We start from the raw sequence: 25,252 nt of genomic DNA on the forward strand, positions 1-25,252 counted from the left end.
TGTCAGGGGAAATAATCCTTTTTACTGGTTTACTCTCGTGGTAGAGATGCTTAGCCTCCGCTCAGCATGACGTTCTTTTTCGTTTGCTAATAGCACAAAAAAGGCCCGCTCTTCACAGAGCGGGCCTTCTCTTTTTCACCGCTTTTCAGCGGAGCGCGTTAGCGGCGCTTGGTGGGAGCTTTGCGGGCCGGGGCCTTTTTAGCCGGGGCTTTCTTCAGCGAGGGCCGGCCTTCGGGTGTCTGCTTCAGCTCGGCAATGGTGGGAGCGGCACCGTACTTCTGCTCGGCCGGGTTGGGGTCGCCGGTGAGGTAGGCGTCGAAGTCGACGCGGCGGTTCTGGGCGCGGCCGGCATCGGTGGTGTTGTCGGCAATGGGCTTGGTTTCGCCATAGCCACGCGACTCAATACGCTCGGCGGGCACGCCCTGGCTCAGCATGTAAGTGCGGGCGGCAGCGGCACGGTCGTAGGAAAGACGCAGGTTGTAGTCGTCGGCGCCTTTGCTGTCGGTGTGGCCGGCAATGCTCAGGCTATAGTCGGGGTACTCGCCCAGGATGCGCACCATCTCCTGCAGCTTGGGATAGGAGCTGGGCAGCAGCGTGGCTTTGTTGAATTCGAAGTTGATGTACTTAGTGGCTTCTTTCAGCACCTTCTTGGTTTCCTCCTTCATCTCGGGGCAGCCACGGTTCGAGGCCGGACCGGGGGTGTTGGGGCAGCGGTCCTGGAAGTCGGGCACGCCGTCGCCGTCGCTATCGAGCGGGCAGCCGCTGGCGTCCACCTTCACGCCGGCCGGGGTGTCGGGGCACTTATCGTTCTGGTCGATTACGCCGTCGTTGTCGGAGTCGGGGCAGCCCTGCAGCTCGGCCTTGCCGGGCGTGTCGGGGCACTTGTCGTCGGCATCGCGCACGCCGTCGTTATCACGGTCGGGGCAGCCTTCGAGGGCGGCCACGCCTTTCTCATCCGGGCACTTGTCCTGGTAGTCGGGCACGCCGTCACCGTCGCGGTCCAGGGGGCAGCCGTTGGCGTCCACGGCCACGCCGGGGGGCGTGCCGGGGCATTTGTCTTTTTTATCCGACACCTTGTCGCCATCCTCGTCCTTCATCTTGCCGAAGGCAATGTTCAGGCCCACGGTGTGCTGCAGGTACCGGTCGTCCACCCGGTCGTTGTCGCGAACGGGGTGGCCGTCGACGTTGGCACCGTAGGGAATGTGCTGGCCGGTTTGCACGTACAGGCCAATGGATTCGCTCAGGCGGAAGTTGATGCCGGCCGCGCCGAAGTAGTCGAACAGGTAGTCGTTGCCCTCGGTGTTAGCGCCGCGGTAGCGGCCCTCCCGGCTGGAGTAGATAAAGCCCGGCGACAGCAGCAGGTAGGGCTGCACGATGGCGTCTTCCTTCAGGGCCCAGCCGTTGTTGAGCTTGAGCTTGATGCCCAGGGCCGTAGTGGCCAGGTTGGTGTTGAAGTAGTTGGCCGGGTTGCCCGCCTGCGAGCCTTTCAGCTCTACGTAGTTGAAGTGCAGCCCCAGGTCGAGGCCGCGGGTGATGTAGCGGTTTATCTGAAAGCCGGGACCGTAGTTGCTGGAGCTGAAGTCCCAGAAGTAATCCGCAAAATTGCCCTTGTACTGGTAGGCGCTGCCGTTGATGCCAATGGCTGTTTTTTTGTCGGCTGTTTGTGCCTGCGCGTCAGTACCGGCCAGAAGCACGGCCCCCAGGGCCAGCGCTCGAAGACAGTTGGTAAGTAGTTTCATAATAAGGTATTTAGTGTGGAAAGGAGGGTGTTTGACAACACTTTATATACCTTACATTTCAGAAAAAGTTAGTTTTTCCGGAAAATCTATAACTATAGCTCCTGCATAGCAACTCAGCAATTGAACTTTAGAGCGTTTTTCCTGTCTATTATTATCCCCTGTGCAATGAGTTAGTACATCACTCGTGCATGACCAGCCAGGCAAGCGAGGAAAATAAAGCCCACAAAAAAAGCCACCTGCTGTACAGCAGGTGGCTTTTCACTTAGCAGGCAGCACTTCTGCCGGGCTCAGCTCCTATAACTTCAGGGTTACCAGCATTTTCCGCCACTAAAACCGGTTGAAGTTCAGCGCCAGAATCAGCACGATGCCGATAACCATCAGAATCAGGTAGGTTTCTACGGCGCCGGTTTGCACAAATCGCAGCAGCTGCCCGCCGCCGAGCACGATGCGGCCAAAACCGTTCACCACGGGGTCGATTACGCGCTGCTCCACGAAAGAGTAGAGGCCGCGGGACAGACCCATCACGGGGCGCACGAACAGGGCATTGTAGAGCTCATCCACGTAGTACTTGTTGTACACGAGGTTTTCGGGAGCCGAGCGCGGGGCCTCGTCTCCGGCCGGGCGCTGGGCGCGGGCTACGTACATCACATAGGCGAGGATGATGCCCAGTACCCCGGCGGCCACCGACAGGCCGATGAGCATGTACTCGGTGTTGTGGTCGAGCTCGTGCGCGAAGGCCGACGGCAGCAGGCGCTGCGAGTAAGTAAACACCGGCGCCAGGTAGTCGGCCAGGTAGTGCTTGCCCACCAGCATGGGAGCCCCCATAAAGCCGCCCACGGCCGCCAGAATAGCCAGCACAACGAGCGGCATGGTCATGGAAGCCGGCGACTCGTGCAGGTGCTGGCGCTGCTCTTCCGTGCCGCGGAACTCGCCGAAGAACGTCAGGAACAGCAGGCGGAACATGTAGAAGGCCGTGAGGAAAGCCGTGAGCAGGCCAATGCCGAACAGCACTTTATTGTGCTCGTAGGCGTGGGCCAGGATTTCGTCTTTGGAGAAGAAGCCCGAGAAGGGCGGAATACCGGCAATGGCCAGGCAGCCAATGAAGAAAGTCAGGAAGGTAATGGGTAGGGCTTTGCGCAGGCCGCCCATGCGGCGGATGTCCTGCTCGTTGCTCATGGCGTGAATCACGGAGCCCGCCCCGAGGAACATCAGGGCCTTGAAGAAGGCGTGGGTAAGCACGTGGAACAGGGCGGTGGAGTAGCCCAGCACACCCAGGGCCAGGAACATGTAGCCCAGCTGCGACACCGTAGAATACGCCAGCACTTTCTTGATGTCGTTCTGCGCCAGGCCGATGGTGGCGGCAAACAGGGCCGTAGCGGCACCAATAATGGCCACTACTTCCAAGGTGTCGGGCGAGAGCGTGAACAGCACGTTGGCGCGCAGCACCATGTAGATGCCGGCCGTTACCATGGTGGCGGCGTGAATCAGGGCCGACACGGGCGTGGGGCCGGCCATGGCGTCGGGCAGCCAGGTGTAGAGCGGCAGCTGAGCCGACTTGCCCATGGCGCCCACGAACAGCAGCAGCGTAATGGCCGTGCAAACACCCACCCCGTAGGTACCAAACTGGCCCAGGCTGGCTTTCTGGAACACCTCGGCGTACTGCACCGAGTTGAAGGTGAGGTAAATCAGGAAGATGCCGAGCAGGAAGCCCAGGTCGCCTACGCGGTTGATGATGAAGGCTTTCTTGGCGGCGTTGTTGTAGGCCGTGTTCTTGTTCCAGAAGCCGATGAGCAGGTAAGAGCACAGCCCCACGCCTTCCCAGCCGATGAACAGGATGACGAAGTTGGCCCCCAGCACCAGCACCAGCATGCTGAATACAAACAAGTTAAGAAAGCTAAAAAACTTACCCACGTTCTCATCGTGGTGCATGTAGCCGATGCTGTACACGTGGATAAGAAAGCCCACGCCCGTCACCAGCAGCAGCATAATCAGGCTGAGCTGGTCAATCTGGTAGCTGAAGGGAATCTGCAGGGAGCCTACCGAAATCCAGTCGAAGAGGTTGACCGTGTACTGGTACTGGAAGTTGAGGAACAGCAGCAGGGAAATCAGGAAGGAGCCCAGCACGGTGGCGCTGCCCAGCAGGCCGGCCACTGTGCCGGAAAGCCGCTTGTTCAGCAGGCCGTTCAGCAGAAAGCCCAGAAAGGGCAGCAGTGGAATGAGAACGTAGAGAATGGTTGGGTATGGGGCGGTAGCGCCGGGGAGGACGGTTTCTTGCATAATAGGGACTTGGGGACTTAGGGTCTTGGGGACTTGGGACCTTGACACCTAGAGGTCCTGGCAAGAAACCAAGACCCTAAGTCCCCAAGTCCCTAAGTCCCTACTCTCCAATTACCATTTAAGGCGGCTCAACAGGTTAACGTCAGTATTCTGGAAGTTGCGGTATATCATGACGATAATACCCAGGCCCACTGCTACCTCGGCAGCGGCCACGGCCATGATGAAAAACACAAACACCTGCCCGTTGGGGTCGGCCCGGTAGGCCGAAAAGGCAGTCAGCAGCACGTTGACGGCATTGAGCATCAGCTCCACGCACATAAAGATGATAATGGCATTTCGCCGCGTGAGCACCCCAATGACGCCAATGGCAAACAAGGCGGTGGCGAAGAAGACATAGTACTGCAGCGGGACAGTGCGGATTACTTCCGGAATAGTGTTTTCCATGCAAGAAGGCAACAAAGAAGAATCAGGCCCTGCCTGACTTAGCAGGCAAAGGTATCCTGAAAAACCAGAAAAGCCAGGCCAGGCCCTCCGTGCAGACCCTAATTGCCGGCGGCGAAATCCGAATTCACCAGAGGGCACGTAGGTCCGCCACGTATTCGTTAAATGCAATTGACAGCAAATGAAATAAAAATGGAAAAAATCAGGACTTTTTTAAGCGCTATGTTTCACCCCCTTTCCAAGCTGGGCTCTACACATGAAAAAACTCCGTTTAGTACAATTAAAAAGGTTCATTCAAGGAATTAATCCCTTGCCATATTCGCTTAGAATCACCAACTTCGTCTTGTACTTTACTTAAGTTACTTACTTACCTATGAGAGCATCACTTCTACTGTTCGTACTATTTGTCCTTAGTATGGCAGCCTCGGCTCAAACCACTCTTTATACCTTTAATGGGGGCGGCACTACCGGAATTTGGAATGACCCTACTACCTGGACAACCGACCCTTCGGGCTCGACGCAGGTAAACCCGGCCGTTCCAATTTCTGCGCAGCAGGTGGTCATTCTCAACGGGTACACGGTGCAGCTGGCCCAAAACCAGTCCAACAACAACATGCGCATCACCATTCAGGCCGGTGGGGTGCTGGACTTGCGCACATTCACGTTTACCAACGCGGTAGCCATCAACACGCTGAGCGGACAGGGGACCTTGCGGATGAGCACCGCGGCGTTTCCCATAGTCACCAACAACGACTTTGATGACCCGGGCACCGGCACGGTGGAATACTACGACCTGCCCACCAACACATCCCTGCCCGGCACTGTAAGCCAGTACAACAACCTGCGCGTGGTGAACACCACGGCCACGGCCCGCACCGCTACCTTGGGCAGTACCCTGACGGTGCAGGGCAACCTTACGCTGCAGCGCACCGGTACCGGCGCCCTCACCTTTAACCTGACCGGCACCAGCCCGCTCACCCTGGTGGGCAACCTGAACGTAGGCGCCGGCACCACCATGGGCCTGAGCGGCGGCGGCTTCCAAAACGTCACGTCGAGCGGAAACGTCACCATTGACCAGGGCGGCACGCTCGACTTCCTGAACGGCGGGCCGGCCGACATCACCTTTGTAGGCACGGCCGACCGGGCCCTGACCAACAACGGCACCACCCGCCTGAACCGCATTATTGTAAACAAGGGTACCGGGCAGCAGTTTGTGCAGTCCATTACCTCGGGCCCCGGCGCTACGCTCACCGTGAACACTGCCGCCAGCGGCGGCGTGGTGAACCTGCAAAACGGCACCCTGCGCCTGGGCAGCAACATCAGCCTGCCTACGCTCATCAACGGCACCACCGGCAACAGTGGCTACACCATTCCGGCCAGCGCCGGCTTGTGGATAGACGGGGCCGACGTAACCCTGCCCTCCAACGTGAACGGCGGCCTTATCAGCCTGGGCATGTTCCGCATCACGGCCGGCACCTTTACCTCGACCAATAACGACGGCGGCGTAATCGGCGACGTGGGCAGCTACCTTATCGAAGGTGGTACGGTAAGCCTGGAGAAGTTCAGCCCCGTGAAGGTGGGCACGCCCCTGGGCTCGTTTACGATGACCGGCGGCACGCTCAACGTGCAGGGCACCGGCACCAACATGAACAACCAGAAAGCCTTTGCCCGCTTCTCGGTGCCCTACCCCACCCAGACCTTCAGCATGAGCGGGGGCACCATCAACATCTACAACACCGAGTACAGCGGCTCGGGCAGCAACGCCGGCCTTGAAATCGCGGTGCAGCCCGGCAACTTCTCGGTTACGGGTGGCGACGTCAACATCGTGCTGCCCGACAACTCCGACAGCAAGTTCAACATGGCCTTCTTCCTGACGTCGACGGCCCCGTTCTGGAACCTGACCGTGACCAAGCCCGGCCCCGGGGTTTCCGTGCTTTCGCTGAGTGCCACGGGTACCGTAACTACTTCCTACCCGCTGGTGGTGCTGCGCAACCTGACCCTGAGCGGCCCCAACACCCCAACCCTGCTGGCCAATGGCCGCGACGTGACGGTGCAAAACCACTTCACCGTGGGCAGCACGGCCCGCTACACCCCGGGTGCCAACACAACCCGCTTCCAGGGCACGCAAAACCACATTTTCACGGTAGATGGCACCGTGGGCGACGGCACAGTAGCCGGCGCGGGCCTCTGGAACATGGTGGTAAACAAACCGGCCGGCAGCCTGTCGCTGGCCGGAACCGCCGCTACCTTCCCCCAGGTTCGCAACGAGCTGCGCATTGAAAGCGGCGTACTCGACGACGGCAACAAGCAGCTCAACGTGCTGGGCAACGTAACCAATTCGGCCACCCACACCAGCTCGGGCGGCACGGGCAGCATCACCCTGGCCGGCACGGCCCTGCAAACCATAGCCGGCGACGGCAACGGCGTATTCGGCAACCTGAGCCTGGACAACCCCACGCTGGCGGCTGGTCAGGTAGCCGTGCAGCTCCTCTCGGCCCAGGCTGTGAGCGGCACCCTGCTTTTCCTGCGCAGCCACATCTTCGACATCGGCACCCACCGCCTGTCCATCACCTCAACCAGCCGGAGCGCCGTTGCCACACAGGGCGGCGCCTTTTCCAACCAGCGCATGATTCGCACCGCCGGCAACCAGAGCGACGGCGGCCTGCGCAAAACCTATGGCGCGTTCAGCGTGACCAACGCCGAAGCCTTCCTTTTCCCGGTGGGCACGCTGGTGGGCACCACCTCGGTGTACACCCCGGCCAGCATTGGCATCACCGACCAGCCTTCCCGCTACGGCAAAATCACCGTGGCGCCGGTCAGAGTGGCCAACCCCTTCCTGACCAACGCCACGCTGGGCCTGCAGTACTACTGGAAGGTGAGCAGCGCCGACTTCCTTGGCCTGCCCGCCAATAAGATTACCCACCGCTTCTCGGCTCCGAAAAACGGCACCGGCGTAAACCTGGTAAACGGCAACCTGAACAACTACGTGCCGGGCTACTACGCGCCAACGCAGTGGACCATTGTGGGCGGGGTGAGCGACGTGGACAAGTCGCCGACCAGCTCCTTCGACATCACCTTCGCCAACGTTAACATCGACGGCGAATACACGGCCGGCGAAGCCGCAGCGTTCGGCCCCATCACGGCCTTCTACAGCCGCGTGGCCTCGGGCAACTGGGAAAGCCCCAGCAGCTGGTCGACCAGCGCCACGCTGAAGCACGCCGGCCCGGCCAGCGCGGCCGTACCCGGCCCCAGCAACCCAGTGTATATCGGCGACGGCAACACGTTCAACCACATTATCACCGTAACGGCCAACAACGCCCGCTCGGGCAGCCTGGAAGTCGCCAACGGCTCCACCCTGGATGTGGGCACGCTTACGGGCCACAACTTCGGCTCGCTGCCCAACGCTACGGTGCAGGGCGCCGGCCGTATGCGCATCTCCTCCAACCTGGCTACCGCCCAGTTCCCCGGCGGCGACTTCGGCAACTTCCTTGGTCCGCAGGGTGGCACGGTGGAGTACTACACCAACGCCTCGGTTTCCTTTGCCTTGCCCACGGGCCAGGTAAACTACCGCAACCTGGTGCTGAATGCTGCCGCCGGCCGCACCATCACCCTGCCCGCCATTGGCGCCCTGCGCATCTACGAAGACCTGAGCGGCGGCACGCTGGCCGGCTTCACGGGCTTCAGCGACCTGACCACCACCAGCCTCACCATTGACGGCAGCCTGCGCCAGCAGCGCGGCACCCTGCGCTTTAATGGCGGTACCCGCAGCGTGAGCGTGGGCCGCAACGTGGAAATCAGCGCGGGCGCTACGGTAGGCGTGAGCGTGGCTGGTATTTACACCCTGCAAATCGGGGGCAGCGTTACCAACAACGGCACCTTCAACATGAGCGGCGTGGCGGTAACCTTCCTGGGTACCGGCAACGAAAGCATTACCGGCACCACGGCAGGGGCCAGCACCACCTTCACCAACCTGACCGTCGACAAAGGCACCACGCAGGCACCGGTGCTGACGATGGACGTCACCGGCACCCTGAGCGTACCAACCAACAACTGGCTGACCCTGCTCGGCGGCACTTTCCGCTTTGCCAAGCCCAACACCACCATCACCCTGAGCTCGGGCGACTACAGCGTGGTGAGCTCGGCGGCCCTGCAGGTGGACAGCACCAACACGGTGATTAACGTCACGACCGGCGGCACGCTGTTCCTGGCCGGACGCGCCTTTGCCCGCACCGGCACCCTGAACGTGGGCGTGCCTGGCTCGGCTGGCATCAACAGCATTGAGTACTCGGGGGCCACCGAGCCGGCCATCACCATCGGCACGGGCGGCGTGCTGAATGTGACCGGCCAGATTCGCCGCCCCACCACCAGCACCCAGGGCCGCCTGCGCTACGAACAGTTTGGCGGCACGGTCACCGTGTTCGGCAACGGCTCGACGGGCTCGGAGCGGGGCCAGCTGGAAGTATTGAACGCCGGCAGCCACTTCGGCATGAGCGGCGGCACGCTGAACCTGCGCCGCTCCAACAACAACGCCGGTGTAATCAGCGACCTGTACCTGCAGCCGGCTACGTCCAGCGTAACCGGCGGCACCATTGCCCTGGGCGACGCCACCACCAGCAGCGGCACGTTCGGCCTTACCATCGACACCACCATTCCGCTGTTTAACCTGCGCGTGGAGCCCGGTACCGGCACCACGGCCAACACAGCCACCCTGATGCAGAACCCGCTGGTGCTGCGCGGCGGCCTCACCATCGCCAACAGCCAGTCGGTATTCGATGCCAACGGCTTTGACGTGAGCGTAGCCGGCAACTTCGTGAACAACAACGCCACGGCCAACGCCTCGGGCCTGCTGAACGTGGGCGGCTACCGCGTGCAAAGCAGCACCCAAACCACTACCCTGAACGGCAGCAGCAACGACCAGCAGGTGAGCGGCGCCACCGGTGCCCTCACGGCCTTCGCCAACCTGGTGGTGAACAACACCCGCCCCAGCGGCGTGGTGCAGCTTCAGCCCAATACGGACCTGGTGGTTAACAACCTGCTCACGCTGCAGGCCGGCGAGCTGGCCGACAACGGCCAGACCATCACGGCCAGAGGCAACGTGGTGAACTCGGCCCGCCACAGTGGCGCCGGCCGCATCAACCTGAGCAGCTCCGTAGTGCAAACCATTGCCGGCAACGGCAGCGGCCGCTTTGGCAACCTGCAGCTGAGCAACACCGTGGGCGTAACCCTGCTGGCTAACCAGCAGATTGACGGTACGCTCACCTTCAACGCCAATGGCTCGCTCAGCATCGGCTCCTACCTGCTGCGCCTCACCAACCCCTCGGCCAGCGCCGTAGTGGGCAGCACCGGTACCCGCTACATTCGCACCAACGGCATTGTGGCCGATGCCGGCGTGGAGAAAACCTTCGCCAGCACGGCCAGCAGCTTCGTGTTCCCGGTAGGCAGCGTCAGCAAGTACACGCCCGTAACCATGAACGTGACCAACACGGGCGGGGCCGGCGGCACCATCACCGTGCGTCCCATCAACTCGGCCCACCCGGCCACCACCAGCGCGGCCAACACCGAGCTGCGCTACTACTGGCAGACCTCGGCCACCGGCTTCGGTGCCACGCCCACCGTAACGCACACCTACCAGTACCTGGCTACCGACGTGCAGGGCACCGAAAGCGCCTACGTGGTGGGCCGCTTCCAGGGCAGCAGCTGGACCATGCCCACGGCCACGGTGAACACCACGGCCAAGACCCTGACACTGTCGAACGTAAACTTCTTCGATGGTGACTTCACCGCCGGTGAGGCCGCTGAGTTTGGCGCGGTGCGCGTGTACTACACCCGCACGGCCATGCAGACCGGCAGCGGAGCCAACTGGGAGGATGCTACCTCCTGGACGTTCAACGCCGATGGCAGCACCGACCCGGAGCCGGCCAACCGGCCCACGACCATGCCCTCGGTGGGCAACCCGGTGGTGATTCTGGCTGGCCACATCATCAAAACCAATTCCCCGGCCCGGGGGGCTGCCTCGCTGCAGCTCAACGGCACGCTCAACCTGGGCGACTACACCTCCAACAACTTCAACACCGTAACCGGCACCGGCCGCCTGATAATTGCCTCGGCAGTGTTCCCGGCCGGCAACTATTCGGCCTTCACCAGCAGCGGCGCAGGCACGGTAGAGTACGCAGGCAACATCAACTATACCCTGACGGCCCGCAACACCTACAACAACCTGGAGTTTTCGGGTACCGGCATCAAAACGCTGAGCACCGTGAACCTGGGCGTTCTGGGCCAGGTGCTGGTGAGCAGCGGCACCGTGCGCAACCCCAGCAACGTGACCCTGACGCTGAGCAATGCCAGCCAGAACTTCATCAACCAAGGCACCTTTGAGCTGGGCAACGGCAGCCTGCAGGTAGCCGGCGCCCTGGTTAATGCCGGTGACCTGACCCTGGGCACGGGCACCCTCAACACCGGAACTACCCTCGTCAACTCCGGCCTCATTGTAGCTGGTGCCGGCGCCGTATCGGTTGGCACGACCTTGTTTAACAACAACCCCGGCATCTACAACGCCGGCTCGGGCAGCCTGCAGGTGCAAAACAACCTGAACAGCACCGGTACCTTCAACGCCAACCAGGGCGCCATCAGCGTGGGTGACTCGCTGCTCACCAGCGGCACCTTCCAGGCCGGTAATGGCAACATCACCGTGCAGCGCAACTTCACCAACCGCGGCACCTACACGGCCAACGCCAACCTGCTGACCGTAAACGGCAACTTCGCCAACCGGGCCGGCAGCTTCAACGCCGGCTCGGGCACCGTCGTGCTGCAGGGCAACTGGATAAACTCGGCCACCTTCACGCCCGGCACCAGCACGGTGAGCTTTGTAAGCAACAGCTCCCGCGCCCTGGGTGGCAACCTTACCACTACGTTCTTTACCGTCAACAAGCTGGGGGCAGGCTCGCTGACGCTGGCGCAGAACGCCACGGTGTCCAACATCCTCAACCTGGAAAGCGGCAACATGGTAACGGGCGCTAACATCCTGAACCTGACAAATCAGGCCATTCAGCCCATTGTAGGGCAGAGCCAGACGGCTTACGTAGCTGGCCGCCTGGCCATCAGCTTCCCCAACGATGTAAACACCTCGCGCGTGTTCCCGGTGGGCAACGCCCAGTTCTACCGCCCGGTTACCATTCGTCAGAACGGTACCGGTGGCAGCAGCCCCGTGGTGCTGGTGGAAATGATTAACTCCATTCCCTCCGGAACCATCGCCCCCACGCTCTCCAACCTCTCGCGGATTCGCTACTACGCCATCCGCACGCTGTCGGGCACCATTTCCCAGCCCACCGTGCGCCTGAGCTTTAACACCAACAGCACCACCGACGAGATTGTGAACGTACCCGGCAACCTGCGCATCGCGCGCAGCACCTCCGGCACCGGCCCCTGGACCGACGCGGGTGGCGCCGGGGTATTCACCCCCGCCGCCCCGGCCGGCAATGCCGTATCGGGCATCACCACCATTGGCACCAACACCTTCTTCGCCCTGGCTTCGACCAACGAAGTAGACAACCCGCTGCCGGTGGAGCTGACCCGCTTCACGGCCACGCCCCAGGCCCAGGCGGTGCAGCTGAGCTGGACGACGGCCAGCGAGAAAAACAGCGCTTACTTCGAAGTGCAGCGCTCGGCCGATGGCCGCACGTTTGAAGCTATTGGCCGGGTACAGGCCCAGGGCAACACCACTGCTCCTCAGGCCTACGCCCTGCTCGATAAGAAGCCGCTGGCTGGCACTTCCTACTACCGTCTGCGCGCCGTGGATACGGATGCCGCCTTCGCCTACAGCCAGGTGGTAACCGTGCGCTTCACGGGCGTGGAAGCAGCTCCCGCCGTGCTGGCTTACCCCAACCCGAACGCTGGGGCCGAGTTCCGCCTGGCGGCTACCAACCTGCCGGCCGGCCTGGCCACGGTACGGGTGGTTGATGTACTGGGCCACGTTATCAGCCAGCAGGTGGTCGACTTCGGCCCGGCGGCCGATGTAGCCGTGCCCCAGGCCAAGCGCCTGGCCAAGGGCCTCTACGTGGTGCTGGTGCAAACCAGTGCCGGCACCTTTACCCAGAAGCTGGTGGTGGAATAAACCCAGCAGCCTTTTCAAGGGCTACCAACAAAAAAAGCGGCTCCCTGGGGCCGCTTTTTTTGTTGGCAGTTGCTAGTTGTTAGTTGGCAGTTGCTAGTTGTCAGTTGCTAGTTGTCAGTTGTCAGTTGTTACAGCAGTTTCCAGAGTGGTGTACCTCTTTAGAAGTTAAAACTCAGCCTGCATGAATTTTAGCTTTTAATTCTTTAAATCAGTGCACCACCCTGAATTCGCTTTAATTGCTACTTATCAGTCAAACACTTGCCAGAGGCCGACAACTAACAACTAACAACTGACAACTAACAACTGACAACTAACAGCCACCAACGGATAACTTAAAGTATTTTGCTAGCGGCTTCGTCTGCTTGCCCAGCATGGAACCCCTAGCCCTTACGCTCCCCCACCCCCTCGCCCCGATGACGGCCAGCCAGCAGGACCGGCAGATTATTGAAGCCGTGCGCCAGCAGCGGCCCCGGCTGCTGCAGTTCATCCGGCGGCGCATTCCCGACGAAGCCGAAGCCGAAGACCTGCTGCAGGACGTGTTTGCCGAGCTGGTGGAAAGCTACCGCGTGCTCAAGCCCGTGGAGCAGGCCGCCGCCTGGCTTTTCCGCGTAGCCCGCAACCGCATCACCGACCTGTACCGGCGCAAAAAGCCTGTGTCGCTGGAAGCCGCCTTCGGCGCGGCCGAAGCCGAGGCCGACGGCGAAGGCCTGCTGCTGGCCGACCTGCTGCCGGCCTCCGACGACTCGCCCGAAAACCGCCTGCTGCGCGAAACCCTCATGGAAGCCCTCACCGACGCCCTGGCCGAGCTGCCAGTAGCCCAGCGCCAGGTGTTTGTGTGGCATGAGCTGGAGGATAAGTCCTTCCGCGAGATGGAGGAAGAAACCGGCGTGCCCCTCAAAACCCTGATATCGCGCAAGCACTACGCCGTGCTGCACCTGCGTAAGCGCCTGCAGAAACTGTACAACGAATTGTTCACCGATTGATTTAAGCTGTTTCTGGTTTCCAGCTTCTGGTTCCTGGTTGTCGTTCAGACGCCAAACCCGAAGCGAGAAACCAGCAACTAGAAACCGTTAACTAGTAACCATCATGGACCGTCAATTCTGGCTGCTGCGCGGCCTTCGCTTTGTATTCTTCGCGGCGCTTTTTATTACCGCCGCTGCTTTCCTGACCATGTACCTGTGGAACTGGCTGGTACCCGAGCTTTTTAAGGGGCCGAGCATAACCCTGGCTCAAACCTTTGGCCTGCTGCTGCTCAGCCGCATCCTGTTTGGCGGGTTTGGCAGCGGGCGCCGGAGCAAGCACTGGGCCCGGCAGCGCAAGGCCTGGCGGCAGCGCATGGCCGGCCGCATGGAACACCTCAGCCCCGAAGAGCGGGAGAAGTTCCGCCAGCAGATGCAGGCCCGCTGCGGCATGGGCTGGATGCACCGCCAGCAGGCTCCGGAAAGCGCGGCCAGCAAGGTGAGCTGACATCGCATAAAAGGGTGATTTTACAGCAGCGCCTTTTTGCCTGCGCCCCACTTCACTTTGCAGTAAAAAGCCCCTTCACTACACGTGAAGGGGCTTTTTTCGGTTAAGACCCCAGCAATAACAAGCATTGTTTATTGACCTTATCACAGATTTAAATTGACTTTACTAGGAACACACGGAGTGAAAATCAAAATAACCGCCTATGTTTGCATCGTTAAAATCAATCACGCCTAAGTACAATTAGCTATGAAAACGCTGCTGACCTCCGCCTTCTTTTTCGCAGCCACTTTTTTAGTGAACCACCCTGGCAAGGCCCAGCTGGCCTGTACCCGCGTGGTAATGCCCGAAGACATTCTTCTCTCAGCTAATATCAACGTGGCAGCCGGCCCCGTAGGCCCCAAGGTGATGTACGGCGTGGTGCAGGGCATGAGCGGCGTGCTGCCCGGCGCCACGGTCTGGCTGCATGGCAGCAGCACCGTAGCCGTGGCCAACTCCGATGGGGTGTTTGAGCTGCCGGTGCCTGCGGGCGCCACCGAAGTAGAAATAACCTGCAGCTACGCCGGCCTGCAGGAGGAAGTGCTGACCCTACCCGTAGCCGAACCCAGCAACACCGTGTACCTGCTCCGGGCCCAGACGCCCAAAGGCAAGCATTTCGTGTCGGACCTGACCTTCAAAGAGCGGTACGGCCTGACCGTGAAGAAAGTACCGAACCCCGCTCAGTAAGCAGCGCACTTTCCACAAGCGCCCCTGCCCTATCCTCATTTGCCCGCCATGCTTTTCCCTTTTATTCTGCAAATCCACCTTTTTTCTGCCTAGCACCTTTTTCTGCACGAGCTATGAAAACCAATAAGCTCCGGCCCTTACAGGCTGGGGCTTATTGCATAAAATCATACCCCAGCAACGGGAGCAAGGGCATTCCTAGTCCAGCCGCCATTCAAAAAAAGAAGCTCCGCCCTGGCCAGAGCGGAGCTTCTTTCCCGACAAGCAAAGGCTACAGCTCTACCTCCTTGCTGTTGTCATCAAGCACGCGGTCCACCAGCTCGTTGTAGGGGTCTACGGCTACGCGGGCGGGCTTCTGGGCCACCACAAACTCGAGCTTATTGGTGCCCGCCTGCAGGCGCTGCTTGGTGAGCAGCAGCGGAGGCACGGGCTTGCTCTTGTCCTTGCCCTGCTCCGGAAACACGGCCACGGGCAGGTAGTCGTTGAGGGCCACGGGCTTTTCGGCCCCCAGGCTGTCGGCTACCAGCTTCTTGCTTTGCACGGTGAGGCTCACTTTGTAGCGGCCATCGGCCAGCTTGGTGGCGGTGGCGTCGGTGAGGCGGTTTTCGTAGAGCGAGATGCGCTCGAACAGGTCCGTGACAAGGCCCTGCAGCGAGTCGGGCGTCACCTTGCGGAACTCCTTCACCATGTCGGGTGCAATGCTGTAGGGCGCCGACTCGTAGGCGTGCTGGGTAATGAAGCTGCGCAGGGCCTGGTTTACCTTGTCTTCGCCGATGTAGTCCTGCAGGGCATACATCACGCCCGAGCCCTTGCGGTAGTGAATGTAGCCCTGGCCTTCTACCTTCACCAGCGGCACTTCCTTTTTGCGCTCGATTGACCGGCCCATGAGGTAGCTGTTCATCTCGTACTTGAGGAACTTACCCATCATGTGGGCGCCGTAGTGCTTTTTCAACACCATCAGGGCCGAGTACTGGGCCATGGTTTCCACCAGCATGGTATTGCCCTGTACGTCGGCGCCCACCACCTGGTGGCCCCACCACTGGTGGGCAATTTCGTGGGCCGTTACGTAGAACGGGTAGTCCACGTCCTCGGGGTCGTTGGGGTCTACTTTGGCAATGAAGCCAATGCCTTCGGAGAAGGGAATGGTGCCGGCAAAGCTCTGGGCAAAGCTCTGGTATTTCGGAAATTCGATGATGCGCACCTGCGTGTGCTGGTAGGGGCTGAAGTGCGCCGTGTAGTAGTCGAACGACTCTTTCACGGCGGCGGCCATGCGCTTGAGGTTGTACTCGTGGCCTTTCTGGTAATAGATTTCGATGGGCACCACGCGCTGCCCGGCCGAATCCTGCCACTGGTCTTTGTACACCTCGTAGCGGCCCGAGAGGAAGGTGTAGAAGTTGAGCATGGGCTGCTCCATCTTGTAGTGGAAGTAGCGGCGGCCGTCTTTTTTCCACTCCTTCAGCAGGCGGCCGGGGGCCACGGCCAACTGGTCGGGGCTGGTGCTCACCACGGCTTCGAAGCGAATCCAGTCGGCACCCCCGCTCAGGCCGTTGCTTTGGCGGGCCTTCAGGTCGGTGGCGGGCGCCTGCCGCTCTTTGGGCTTGAGGCCGTTGCGCTTGCGCACGTCGTCGTCGCTGAGCTCGCCGGCGTCGCTGTAGCCGATGCCGGGCAGGTAGCTGGAGTTGAAGAAGGTGCCGTTCTGCACAATGTCGGTGTTGGAGCCCTGGTTGGGGAAGCCCAGCTCGCGGTAGTCCAGGGCCATGCTGAGCAGCAGGGAGTCGCCGGGGGCCAGGGGCTGGGCCAGGCGGTACATGCGCAGGCGGGCGGTGCTGTCGTTGAGCATCAGCGTGGCCGCGGGCTGGCCCAGGCTCAGCTGCCGCACCCGGGGGCTTTGAGCCAGGGTGATGAGCACCGTATCCAGGGGCCGGGCGTGCTTGTTTTTCAGCCAGTAGGTGCCGGCCAGGTGCACGCCGCGGGTTTCGGGGTAGATGTCCGTTTTCAGGTTCACGGCCACGATGCGGGGCTGGGCCAGGTCTTTGAAGCGGCGGTACTTCTGCTCGTAGGCCAGCTGCAGCTTTTCCTGCTGCTTGGGCGTGATGTACTGGTTGCGCACGTTGGTGTTGTAGAAGATAAAGCCACCGGCCCCCATCATAATCACCAGGCCGGTGGCCAGGGCCGTCCAGGCCGGGCGGCCCCAGCGGCGGCGGCTTTCGCTGGCGCGGTGGGCGAAGCGGGCTTCGGTGCCGCGCACCCACAGCACGTTGGCCACCAGGGCCAGCAGCAGGGCCCCGGCGGCCCAGTACAGCTTAAACCAGCTGAAGCTTTCCAGGAAGTGGCCGTACTTGTTGAGGTCGGAGTACTGCACTTCGGGGTTGCCGGCGTAGTCGAGCAGCTTGTGGTTGATGCCCAGCTGGCCCTTGAAGATGTTGGCCACGTAGTACACCACCATCACGAAGTGCCCCAGGTACTTGTTGTTCACCAGCACCTGCACCAGCATGGCCAGCACGCACAGCAGCAGGTAGTCGGGCAGCTGCAGGCCAAACAACGTGGTCAGGTACAGGCCGGGCTCGTAGTTGAAGTAGCCTTTCAGGGTTTGCAGCAGCATGCCGCACAGCATCACCACGCCCAGCAGCACCACCTGAACGCCGCCCAGGGCGGCCAGCTTGCTCAGGAAAGGCACCCAGTTGGGCACGGGCAGGGCATCGGTAATCTGGGCCACGCCGGCGTCGCGCTCCCGCCACACCAGCTCGCCGGAGTAGTAGGTGATGATGATGAGGATGAACAGGGCAAAGTTGCCGCTGATGATGCCCACCATCTCGTTGGTGACGGGGTAGGTTTCGGTATCATAGGTTTTGCCGGCCTGCCAGCCCACCACCAGCACGAAGATGATGCCCGCGCCCGCAATGGCCGCGAAGTAGGTGCTGCGCACGATGCTGAGAAACTCCAGCTTGGCCAGGCTCCACCACTGGCTCAGGTGCATGCCGCCCGTGAACAGCTGGGCCACGCGAGGCAGCAGCAGCCGGCCGCCCATGCCGGCTACCGCCGTGGGTACCTCGAGCGCAGCGGCAGCTTTCTTAGCCTTGGAAGGTGCCTTGTCCGAAGCAAAGGCCGAGAAGCGGAAGCGGGCGTAGCAGAACGCCAGCAGCCCCAGCCCGAAGCTCAGCCAGATGGCGCGGTTGAGCAGAATGTACTCGCTCAGGGGCAGCAGCTGGGTGTTTTTCTCGGCGGCCGTCCAGTAGCGGGCGGTGTAGCGCATGGCCGTCATGCCAAAGGCATCGAGCCCGGCGGCCAGCAGCTTGTTGTCGAGGTCGCCAATCAGCGACTGCGCAATAAGGTACACCATCAGCAGCAGCACCGAGCCGATGTAGATGCTGAGCACGTTGCGCGTGAGCGTGGCCAGGGTGAAGAAGATGGCCCCCGAAAACAGCAGGTTGGGCAGCACCATCAGCAGAAACGGCCAGGCGTAGTAGCTGAAGTGGAAAGGCCCCAGCTTATCGGCCTCCACGCCGGGCATGATGGCGCCCAGCCAGCAGCCCAGCACCACGCCGCTGAACACCAGCAGGCAGATAACCAGCGAGCCGAAAAAGCGCCCGCCCAGGTAGCCCCACTTGGTGATGGGGGTGGTGTAGAACAGCGAATGCGTGCGGTGCTCAAAGTCGCGGTACACCGGGTTGCCCATGATGGCCGAGGTGATGAGCATGCCCAGCGCACTGAGCAGGGCTATTGTTACAATGGTAGAAGTTGGCGAATTGATGTGCACCCGGCCACCATCGCCGCCCAGGCTGATGTTGGTGCCGGAGCCAAAGCCACCGCCGGCGCCAAACACCAGCAAACCGGCCATCAGGGTGAGCAGCCCAAAGTATATCCACGTGGCCGGCCGGCGCAGGCGGTATTTCAGCTCGAAGAGGAATATTGGTAAGAACATGGGTTAGTAGTAAGTACTCAGTAGTGAGTAGTGAAACAACTTTTGGTGTGTTTGCCAGTCGGCGGAGTCGTTTTACCCCACCCCCGGCCCCTCCCCTCCGGGGGAGGGGAGCCAGACGACTGCTGTTCTAGAACGCACCCCTCTCCCATCGGGGAGGGGCCGGGGGTGGGGTTGCGCCGGCAGCGCGCTAGTACCCTGTACTTAATTCCTTCTTCTTATTACTTTCAGAAATCTGGGCGAAGTACACGTCTTCCAAATCGGGGTTTACTTCCTCAAACCCGCTATCCGGGCGGTAGTCGCTGAGCACGTGCACAATGGTTTGGCCGGCAAACAGGCGGGAGCTGATGACGTGGTACTGGGCCTGCAGGGCGGCCACCTCGTCTTTGCTCACCAGCTTGCACCACACCTGCCCGCGCAGCTGCTCCATCACGGTGAGGGGGTCGCCGGTGAGGCGCACCTGGCCCTGGCTGATGATGGCCATGTTGCGGCACAAATCGGTGACGTCGCTCACGATGTGGGTGCTCAGAATCACGATGATGTTCTCGCCAATCTCACTCAGCAGGTTGTGGAAGCGGTTGCGCTCGGCGGGGTCGAGGCCGGCGGTGGGCTCATCCACAATGATGAGGCGGGGGTTGCCGAGCAGGGCCTGGGCAATGCCGAAGCGCTGCTTCATGCCGCCGGAGTAGCCGCCCAGGTTTTTCTTGCGGGCATTCCAGAGGTTGGTTTGCTGCAGCAGGGCCTCCACAATGGCCTTGCGCTCGCCCTTGTTGGCTATGCCCTTGAGCACGGCCAGGTGGTCGAGCAGCTCCTCGGCACTCACGCGGGGGTACACGCCAAACTCCTGGGGCAGGTAGCCCAGCACGCGGCGCACGGCCTCCTTTTCCCGCAGCACGTCGAGGTCGTCCAGGAAAATGCTGCCCGTGTCGGCATCCTGCAGCGTGGCTATGGTGCGCATCAGCGAGCTTTTGCCGGCGCCGTTGGGCCCGAGCAGGCCGAACATGCCTTTGGGAATGGTCAGGCTGACGCTTTTCAGGGCCTGCGTCCCATTGGCGTAGGTTTTGGAGAGGTTGTCGATTACTAAGGCCATACAGAAGCGGTGGTTTGGTGAAGGATTGATGGTTTGTTTTTAAGGGATGGAGCCGTACACGGGTTAAATCGCGGGAAGCTTTCGGGCATTACAAAGTCTTTCCACAGATGAAAGAAACAGTGCCCGGGTTGCCTAATCAGCAATAGTAAGAAGTTCCACGGTGGCTTTGCAAACTATTGATATTGAAGCTCCGGCAAATCATGCATAAGCTGAATGCGCGCAGGCAAATTATTCCCATATATAAGTAGCAGAGCACCTGCGACAATAACGCGCCGGCGGCTGCCATATGACGGGACTAATGGGTGGCGTGCTGCCTCAGCCATCAGCCCGGCCTGGGGGCGCTGGCAGCCTCTTGCCTAGTTTGCCACCGGCAGGCCCTGCTGCTGCGGGGCTGGCAGGGTGATTTTGCTGATGAGCCCGCGCTGTGTGCTTCGGGCCGTCACCACCACTTCGGGCAGCTGCACGGGCACGGCCCGCAGCAGCACCCGCCCCCCGTTGCGGGCCAGCTGCTGCCGAAACGCAGCTACTTTCACCGTGATGGGGGCGTACCCAACCAGCGTAATGCGCAGGGAATCCTGGTCGTACCGGGCGGGCACTGCCAGGCGCACCCGGCCCTGGTCGTCGGCGGCCGTCCCTACGGGCTGGTGCAGCACCCCAATGCTGGCGTAGGCCAGGGGTGCGTGGGTAAGCTCGTCCACAATCTGGGTTACGAGCGAGGCCGGGCCGGGCTGGCTGGCCTGGGCCTGGGTCCGGGCGGGCAGGGCAAACAGGGTGGTGGCGAGCAGGGCGGCGCCAAAGAGCTGGGGGGTACGGAATGATTTCATGAGCAGATGAGTGTGAGGTGGTTTGATGGCTCAAAATTCATCCACCCCCGGCCCGGCCTCCCAATCATTGTGACTACCCCAGGACCTTTTGTGACGAACACGCTTCAACCGCGGACCAACGGCGTTGGTCATTTTCATTTTAGCTGCCTGGGGCCGGCCAGTAGCTTTGCAGCATGAATTGGAGCCACCATTTTCGCACCGTTATCCGGCACCGCGCTACGCGCCACGTCCTGGCCTGGATATTCATCATCAGCACCTTCAACCTGCTGAAGGAGGCCACGCCCAAGGGCAACCTGCAGGTGCTGGGCGTGCCCTACTCTACCCTGCTCCTGCTGATACCCGCCGCCGTTATCTATGCGCACTATGCCTTGCTCACGTATGTGCTGGAGCGCCGCCGCTACCTGGCTTACGTGCTGGGCCTGGCGGCCGTGCTCGCCACCGGCACAGGGCTGCTCTACGCAGCCCGCGACTATGGCAAGCTGGGCACGGTGCAGCTGGAACCCGGCGGCGACAAACCCAGGATAGTTCCTCCTGACAGTGGCACACAGGTAGGAATGGGGGTGGGCAACAAAGACAAGCCCGCTCCCTGGCTGGAAAGCGGGGCCAACATACTGTTTGTCCTATTCGCTTCTACCGTGGTGCGCTACCTGCGCCGCGGCATCGTGAGCCACATCCAGATGCAGGAGCTGCGGGCCCTACAGCTCGAAACCGAGCTCAGCCTGCTCAAAGCCCAGGTAAACCAGCACTTCCTGTTCAATACCCTCAACAACCTCTACGGCCTGAGCCTGGCCTCCCCCGACCAGATGCCCGAGGCCCTGCTGCAGCTGGCCGGCCTCATTCGCTACCAGCTCGACAGCTCCCGGCAGCGCACCGTGACGGTGGGCACCGAGGCCGAGTACCTGAGCAACTACATCGGCCTGGAAAAGCTGCGCCTGCGCCAGAACACCCAGGTGGAGTTCACCGTGGACCTACCCTACCCCGAGCAGCCCCTGGCCCCGCTGCTGCTGCTGCCGCTGGTGGAAAACTGCTTTAAGCACGCCATTGGCCCCAGCGGGGAGAATTCCATCAGCATTCGCCTCACCCAGACCGACGTGGGCCTTAGCCTGCGCACCCACAACAGCATTCCGCCGCACTTCCGGCCGGCCCCCTCGGGCCTGGGCCTGCCTAACTTGCGGGCCCGCCTGGCCCAGCTCTACCCCAACAAGCGCCATCAGTTCATGGTACAGGCCACCGACACGTCTTACACTGCCACGCTTCAGCTGGTTTTATGACTTCCGCTTCTGCTCCCCTACGCTGCCTGCTGGTCGACGATGAGCCTTTGGCCCACACCGTAATGCGCACTTACCTCGACCGCCTGCCGGGCCTGGTAACCTGGGCCGGCAGCTGCTACGGCGCCGTGGAGGCCCTCACCTTCCTGCGCAGCACGCCCGTCGACGTGCTGTTTCTGGACGTCGACATGCCCGAGCTGACCGGCCTGGAGCTGCTGCGGGCCCTGCCCCAGCCGCCGGCCGTGGTGCTGTGCACGGCCCACGCCGCCCACGCCATCGACGCCTACGACCTGGGTGTGGTCGACTACCTGCTCAAGCCCATCCGCTTCGAGCGCTTCATCAAAACCGTCAACCGCCTGCACGCGGGCAGCAGCACGCCCGCCCCGGCTCTGCCTCCGCCGCCCGCCGCACCGGCCGCGGCTCCCGCCACCGATTCCCTTTTCCTGAAAACCGACGCTGGCACCGAGCGCGTGCGCTTTGCCGACCTGCTGGTGGTGGAAGGCTACGGCAACTTCGTGAAGTGCCACCTGGCCACGGGCCGGGTGCTGCTCACGGCCGAAACCATGAAGCACATGGAAAGCCAGCTGCCCGCCGCCCAGTTCATGCGCACCCACAAGTCTTACCTGGTAAACCTGGCTGGCGTGGAGCGCCTCAGCGGCAACGTGCTGCGGGTGGGCGCCCGCGAAGTGCCCGTCGGCAGTACCTACCGCCAGGAAGTGCTGCGCCAGCTGCATTTGCGGTAAAGCCTTTTAAACAGACCTTAGACGTTAGACATGAGATGTTAGAATAGTTCTGACAGAAGAACTTTCTCATGTCTAACGTCTAAGGTCTGACGTCTCAAAATTTACTGCCCGCCCTGCCGGCTGCCGCCGCCTTTCACGTCGTCGTTGGAAATGGACTTGCGCCGCTTGCCTTGCTGCTCCTGGCCAAAGCTGTAGCTGAACGACAGCCGGAACGCCCGCTGGTAGGCGCGGTATTCCTGCCGCTCCTCAAACAGGGGCGTGCTGATGGTGTTGCGGTAGGGCCAGTAGTCGTTGAAGGGGTTGGCAATGTTCAGGGTCAGGTCGGCTTTGTCTTTGAACAGCTTCTTTTTTGCGCCAAAGCCATAGTACAGATTGGCCGAGCCGCGGCCCTGCAGGTCGGGCGAAGGCAGCGACGAATACAGAAAGGCATTGACCGTAAAGCTTTTCGACAGCTTATAGGAGGTGTTGAAGTTCAGGCCGGCAGTGAAGCCGCGGCGCTCGGTATTCAGCATCGGGCTGCGGCGGGTGACGTACTGCACGTCGGGCCCACCGCTGAGCTCCCAGTCGGGCAGGGGCTTGAGCGAAGTGTAGATATTGAGCTGGTAAAACACATTCGAAGCCACGTTGGCAAAGGTTTGCTCCGTGATGCCGGGCCGGGCGCCGGGCAGGCGGATGCCTTCAATGGCGTTGTCGGTACGCCGCACCGAGCCCGACACGCTCAACGTGGCACTCTTCACCATGGTATTGTAGCTCAGCTCGTAGGAGTCGGTCAGCTCCGGGTCCAGGGCCGGGTTGCCGTAGCTGATGTTGAGCGAGTCGGAGCGGTCCACAAACGGGTTGAGGAAGTCGATAAACGGCCGGGTGATGCGGCGGCTGTACGCCAGGCGCAGGCTGCTGGCCTCGCTGATGCCGTACTGGGCGCTGCCGTTGGGCAGCACCGTAAGAAAAGAACGCCGGAAGCCCGACTCCGTGGTCCGAAAATCAGCAGTAATAGCCGTGCGCTCGGCCCGGCCGCCCAGGCTCAGGTTCAGCTTTTTGCTGAGCGCGAAGGAATACGTGGCGTAGGCCGACTGCACGTCCTGGTCGTACGCAAAATCGGTGGTTCGGCCGGGCAGGCGCACGAAGTCGGACGTGCTGCCGGGCCGGAAGGCATCTACCTCGGCAATGGAGGTCGTGCGCCGGAAAATGCCTTTCAGGCCCACTTCCAGGGTTTGTTTCTCACCGAAAGGCTGCGTGAAGTCGGTTTGCAGGGTTGTTTCGCTGCCGGGTGTGCGGCCGCGGCTGCGTTCGCGGTAGCTGGCCAGGCGGGTATCCAGCGCCCGGTCGCTGTTTTCAAACTGGTCGAAGTCGTAGCCAAAGGTGCCGTCGCGGTACGCATACTGGCCCAGCACGCTCCACTCCCGCCGGGGCTGGGCAAAGGTGCGGGTATACGTGCCCGTCAGCTCGCCAGTGTAGCCGCTGAACAAGCTGGTGGTGCGGCGGGTAAACAGCTGGTTTTGTGCCGCTACCGGGGCCACGTAGCGGTTCACCATGTTCTGCTCGTTGTCGCCGCCGTAGCCACTCACCGAGCCGGTAAGCGAAAGGCTGTGGTGCTCGGCCGGGTCGAAGTCGAAGCCCACGTTGCCGTAGTACCAGCCGCCGCCGTACTCCCCTTCGCCCAGCTGGGTGAGGCGGCCCACGCCGGCCGCCGAGTAGTCGGTACGCTCCCGCTCCGAGGCCTGGGGGCCGTACCAGCGGCCCGTGCCCAGCGACGACGTCATGCCCACCTTGCCTTTCTTGAAGTTGAGCGAGGCATTCACGTTGCTGTTCCGGTTGCCGGTGCTGCCGCTCAGGCGCCCGTTCAGGCCCCGGTTCACGCCTTTCTTCAGCACAATGTTAATGATGCCGGCGGTGCCTTCGCCGTCGTACTTGGCCGGCGGCGTGGTAATGATTTCCACACTCTGAATCTGCTCGGCCGGAATGCCTTTGAGGGCTTCGGCCAGGTTGCTGGCCAGGGTGGGCGAGGGCTTGTTGTTCACCAGCACCTTGAAGTTGCCCGAGCCGCGCATCTTCACGTTGCCGTCGCCGTCCACGCTCAGCAGCGGGGCTTTGCGCAGCACGTCGGCAGCGGTGCCTCCGGCATTGCTCACGTCCTGCTCGGCGTTGTACACCAGGCGGTCGGGCCGCACTTCCACCACGGGCTTGGTGCCCACCACCACGGCCTCGCCCAGCGCGGTGGCCGCCGTGGGCAGGTAGAAGGCCGACACCTGGCTGGCGCCGTCGGTCACGGTCACGGCCCGGGTGCGGGTGGCAAAGCCCACGTAGCTGGCCCGCAGGCGGTAGCTGCCGGGCACCAGCTTGGTTAAGGTAAACTTGCCGGCATCATCGGCCGCCACACCGGTAATGGGCTTGTCGCCTTCGGCAGGGAGCAGCACCACGGTGGCATACGCCACTGGCTGCCGCCCCAGCGAGTCGAGCACTGCCCCATTGAGGCTGCCCGTGCTTACGGGCGGGGTAACCGGGGCAGCGGGAGCCTGGGCTGCGGCGGGCTGGCCGGCGCCAGCCAGCAGCCCCAGCAGGCCGCCAAGAAGGCAGCGAGTAGAATGCGTCATGTAAGGTGGAAAGAAGGGCGAATTGAAGAGTAGATAGCCCTTGGTGCCATGGGGTTGCTTACG

The 25,252-nt window shown here is 61.8% G+C and carries 13 protein-coding genes; 6 read left to right on the plus strand and 7 right to left on the minus strand.

The annotated features are described in order from the left end of the window. Positions 1–158 precede the first annotated feature (158 nt). The 3 genes from ABD919_RS13280 to nuoK form a co-directional block, all read right to left on the minus strand. The gene (locus ABD919_RS13280; protein WP_345236507.1) at positions 159–1,739 is read right to left on the minus strand and encodes an OmpA family protein; all 1,581 of its coding nucleotides are present in this window, start codon (positions 1,737–1,739) and stop codon (positions 159–161) included. Between the two features lie 327 nt (positions 1,740–2,066). Beyond that, a complete protein-coding gene (nuoL, locus tag ABD919_RS13285) occupies positions 2,067–4,016 on the minus strand; it encodes an NADH-quinone oxidoreductase subunit L (protein ID WP_345236508.1) in 1,950 nt (649 codons plus the stop codon). Positions 4,017–4,127: 111 nt separating this feature from the next. Beyond that, on the minus strand, positions 4,128–4,460 hold the full coding sequence (gene nuoK / locus ABD919_RS13290) for an NADH-quinone oxidoreductase subunit NuoK (protein ID WP_345236509.1): 333 nt from the start codon (positions 4,458–4,460) through the stop codon (positions 4,128–4,130). Between the two features lie 412 nt (positions 4,461–4,872). Here nuoK and ABD919_RS13295 point away from each other — a divergent pair, with 412 nt between their 5' ends. The 4 genes from ABD919_RS13295 (at position 4,873) to ABD919_RS13310 (ending at position 14,757) form a co-directional block, all read left to right on the plus strand. Beyond that, positions 4,873–12,567: a T9SS type A sorting domain-containing protein gene (locus ABD919_RS13295; RefSeq protein ID WP_345236510.1), complete on the plus strand. Its 7,695-nt coding sequence runs from the start codon at positions 4,873–4,875 to the stop codon at positions 12,565–12,567. A gap of 371 nt (positions 12,568–12,938) precedes the next feature. Further along, positions 12,939–13,550, plus strand: coding sequence for an RNA polymerase sigma factor (locus ABD919_RS13300; protein WP_345236511.1), 612 nt, complete (start codon positions 12,939–12,941; stop codon positions 13,548–13,550). A gap of 103 nt (positions 13,551–13,653) precedes the next feature. Next, positions 13,654–14,034, plus strand: a complete 381-nt coding sequence (locus ABD919_RS13305; protein WP_345236512.1) for a hypothetical protein — start codon at positions 13,654–13,656, stop codon at positions 14,032–14,034. A 246-nt stretch (positions 14,035–14,280) separates the two neighbouring features. Then, on the plus strand, positions 14,281–14,757 hold the full coding sequence (locus ABD919_RS13310) for a peptidase associated/transthyretin-like domain-containing protein (RefSeq protein ID WP_345236513.1): 477 nt from the start codon (positions 14,281–14,283) through the stop codon (positions 14,755–14,757). Positions 14,758–15,025: 268 nt separating this feature from the next. Here the strand turns inward: ABD919_RS13310 and ABD919_RS13315 are convergent, their stop codons facing one another. The 3 genes from ABD919_RS13315 to ABD919_RS13325 form a co-directional block, all read right to left on the minus strand. Beyond that, on the minus strand, positions 15,026–18,676 hold the full coding sequence (locus tag ABD919_RS13315) for an ABC transporter permease/M1 family aminopeptidase (protein ID WP_345236514.1): 3,651 nt from the start codon (positions 18,674–18,676) through the stop codon (positions 15,026–15,028). Between the two features lie 187 nt (positions 18,677–18,863). Next, positions 18,864–19,763, minus strand: coding sequence for an ABC transporter ATP-binding protein (locus tag ABD919_RS13320; RefSeq protein ID WP_345236515.1), 900 nt, complete (start codon positions 19,761–19,763; stop codon positions 18,864–18,866). 356 nt (positions 19,764–20,119) lie between these two features. Beyond that, positions 20,120–20,587, minus strand: coding sequence for a peptidase associated/transthyretin-like domain-containing protein (locus ABD919_RS13325; RefSeq protein ID WP_345236516.1), 468 nt, complete (start codon positions 20,585–20,587; stop codon positions 20,120–20,122). 173 nt (positions 20,588–20,760) lie between these two features. Here ABD919_RS13325 and ABD919_RS13330 point away from each other — a divergent pair, with 173 nt between their 5' ends. Both ABD919_RS13330 and ABD919_RS13335 read left to right on the plus strand, forming a co-directional pair. Next, the gene (locus ABD919_RS13330) at positions 20,761–21,858 is read left to right on the plus strand and encodes a sensor histidine kinase (protein ID WP_345236517.1); all 1,098 of its coding nucleotides are present in this window, start codon (positions 20,761–20,763) and stop codon (positions 21,856–21,858) included. Then, positions 21,855–22,598 carry a LytR/AlgR family response regulator transcription factor gene (locus ABD919_RS13335; RefSeq protein ID WP_345236518.1) on the plus strand — a complete coding sequence of 248 codons (744 nt, stop codon included), beginning with the start codon at positions 21,855–21,857 and terminating at the stop codon, positions 22,596–22,598. The genes ABD919_RS13330 and ABD919_RS13335 overlap by 4 nt, the downstream gene beginning before the upstream one ends. A 101-nt stretch (positions 22,599–22,699) precedes the next feature. Here the strand turns inward: ABD919_RS13335 and ABD919_RS13340 are convergent, their stop codons facing one another. Next, complete coding sequence (locus tag ABD919_RS13340; RefSeq protein WP_345236519.1) at positions 22,700–25,189, minus strand: TonB-dependent receptor; 2,490 nt, start codon at positions 25,187–25,189, stop codon at positions 22,700–22,702. Between the last annotated feature and the right edge of the window lie 63 nt (positions 25,190–25,252).

Source organism: Hymenobacter saemangeumensis, from assembly GCF_039541835.1.
GTDB classification, from domain to species: Bacteria; Bacteroidota; Bacteroidia; order Cytophagales; family Hymenobacteraceae; genus Hymenobacter; species Hymenobacter saemangeumensis.